Consider the following 2,220-nt stretch of genomic DNA (forward strand, 5'->3'; position numbering starts at 1 on the left):
CATGGGCGCCCGCAAACGGCAGGGAAACACTACGCGGCCGAGTCAATAAAACCCGTCCGGCGGGAGATTTAGCGGCGAGGGTGAAAACGATGGGTTTCGGCTTCCGCCTCTACCCATCCTACGCAAGAGCCACCCTGTAGGATGGGTAGCAGCGAAGCGGAAACCCATCATGGGCGCCCCCAAACGTCAGCTCCCAAACGGCAGGAAACCATTGCGGACAGGGATATAAAACCCGTTCGGCGGGAGATTTAGCTATCGTTCCCACGCTCCAACGTGGGAATGCATCCCACACCGCTCCGCGGTGCGAGGACGCTAAAGCGTGAGAGCCATTCGAATTAGGTTATTTCACACAGTTTAGGTGTGTGATATCACGCAGTCCCATACTTCATTTTTTCGAGCCATTAAAAATAACCCTATTATTCAACAGGATAAAAGTTGGCATACCGTTTGCTTTATATGCAGGGACTGACCAAGTTGGTTCCGGTTAAGGAGGCACATAGCCCACGATGGGCGAATAGAAGGAGTTTCGGAACATGGGGGAAGGGCTTCCCCCCCGCTGCCATTACGCTCTGCTACAGCCAAGGGCAGCGACTTCGTTAGCGTAACTTAAAACACTAACTAACGAAAAAATGGGGAGAAACCCAACAATGAAACATTATAAAGTAAAACACATCGCAAGACAGGCTGGTATGACCTTGATCGAATTGACCGTCGTGCTGTTGGTATTGATCGGCTTGGCGGGATTGATGCTTCCGTATGTGGGCAGTTTTGTCGAAAAAACTGCCGACAGCACGGGATCTGCTAACTTGGCTCAACTTAATTCGGCAATGGGGCGTTTTATTACCGAAAAAAATAGAGTGCCTCATCATTTGGATTCACTGATTAACCATGCTGATGCGACAGCTGCTGCTACAGGTTCTTGTGTGGGTGCTACTGCTGGTGATGTTTTTTGCGGCTTAGCGAATCCTGCAGCGTTTGAGGCTGTCACTTACGAGGTGGGTACTGATGATATCGCTCTGGCATCGCTTGAAAAAGCGAATTTGACCATGTATCTCAACAATAACCCAAATGCCGCTACTAAAACCTTTAGCACAGGCACAGGGATGCTATATATTCCACCAGTCGTTGGTCAAACAACCAGATTTGCGCGCCTTCCAAGTGCGCCTGCAACGAGACAGCTGCTGTCTAGGGTGTTAGGCGGCGCGGGCATGGATTATTATCCAGAGTGTTATGACTACATTGCCATGGGTATTGGTGATCAGGCGGAATTAGTGGGTAACACGATCACTTCTTCGCCAGTCCATTATCCTAAAGACGCTTCAACTGGCCCGACTGAACGTTACGGTCATTATATCGCTATTTTCCAAGTAGATAGGGCGAATACGGGTGATGTGTCGATGGACGGTGGTAACTATACGCATACCTGCTCAACCATTACCGAACCTGCGAAATTTGTCGGTACGGTATTGAATACAGCGGATATCACTAATGGTAATAATGGTTTAGTTGGTGTTAAAAATGCCTTAGAAACTGCTTATATTAATAAAGTAAGCAACTAATCAGGTAGCCGTGTGTCTCGTTCCCACGCTTCGACGTGGAGGATAGCTAATCTTTGAGCCAAGCAGGATGGCTTGAGCATGGCTCTAGCCGTCTTGCCCGCCACGGACGGCTTTTTCTTAAACCGCCGGAGCGCACGACAGTCATGTCGCCCGCGCTCCGGATTCGATACCCCCCGATAGCAATGCGTTTTTTTTCGCGAGAGCGTATCGCTATCGGTCGGTTACAAAATCCATGCGATGCCGAGCGGTAACGATGGGTTTCGGCTTCCGCCTCTACCCATCCTACGCAAGAGCCGCCCTGTAGGATGGGTAGCAGCGAAGCGGAAACCCATCATGGGCGCCCGCAAACGGCAGGGAAACATTACGCGGCCGAGTCAATAAAACCCGTTCGGCGGGAGATTTAGCGGCGAGGGTGAAAACGACGGGTTTCGGCTTCCGCCTCTACCCATCCTACGCAAGAGCCGCCCTGTAGGATGGGTAGTAGCGAAGCGGAAACCCATCATGGGCGCCCGCAAACGGCAGGGAAACATTACGCGGCCGAGTCAATAAAACCCGTCCGGCGGGAGATTTAGCGGCGAGGGTGAAAACGATGGGTTTCGGCTTCCGCCTCTACCCATCCTACGCAAGAGCCACCCTGTAGGATGGGTAGTAGCGAAGCGGA

At 51.5% G+C, this 2,220-nt stretch carries 1 protein-coding gene; it reads left to right on the forward strand.

What is annotated here, in order from left to right:
- Window positions 1-647: 647 nt before the first annotated feature.
- On the forward strand, window positions 648-1,559 hold the full coding sequence (locus METBU_RS0118005) for a type II secretion system protein (RefSeq protein WP_017841947.1): 912 nt from the start codon (window positions 648-650) through the stop codon (window positions 1,557-1,559).
- The last annotated feature ends 661 nt before the right edge of the window (window positions 1,560-2,220 follow it).

Source organism: Methylotuvimicrobium buryatense 5G (assembly GCF_000341735.1).
Taxonomy (GTDB): domain Bacteria; phylum Pseudomonadota; class Gammaproteobacteria; order Methylococcales; family Methylomonadaceae; genus Methylotuvimicrobium; species Methylotuvimicrobium buryatense.

What these genes read in the sequence shown, in the direction of transcription:
- METBU_RS0118005 (WP_017841947.1), top strand. Translation starts at nt 648, where the DNA reads ATGAAACATTATAAAGTAAAACACATCGCAAGACAGGCTGGTATGACC.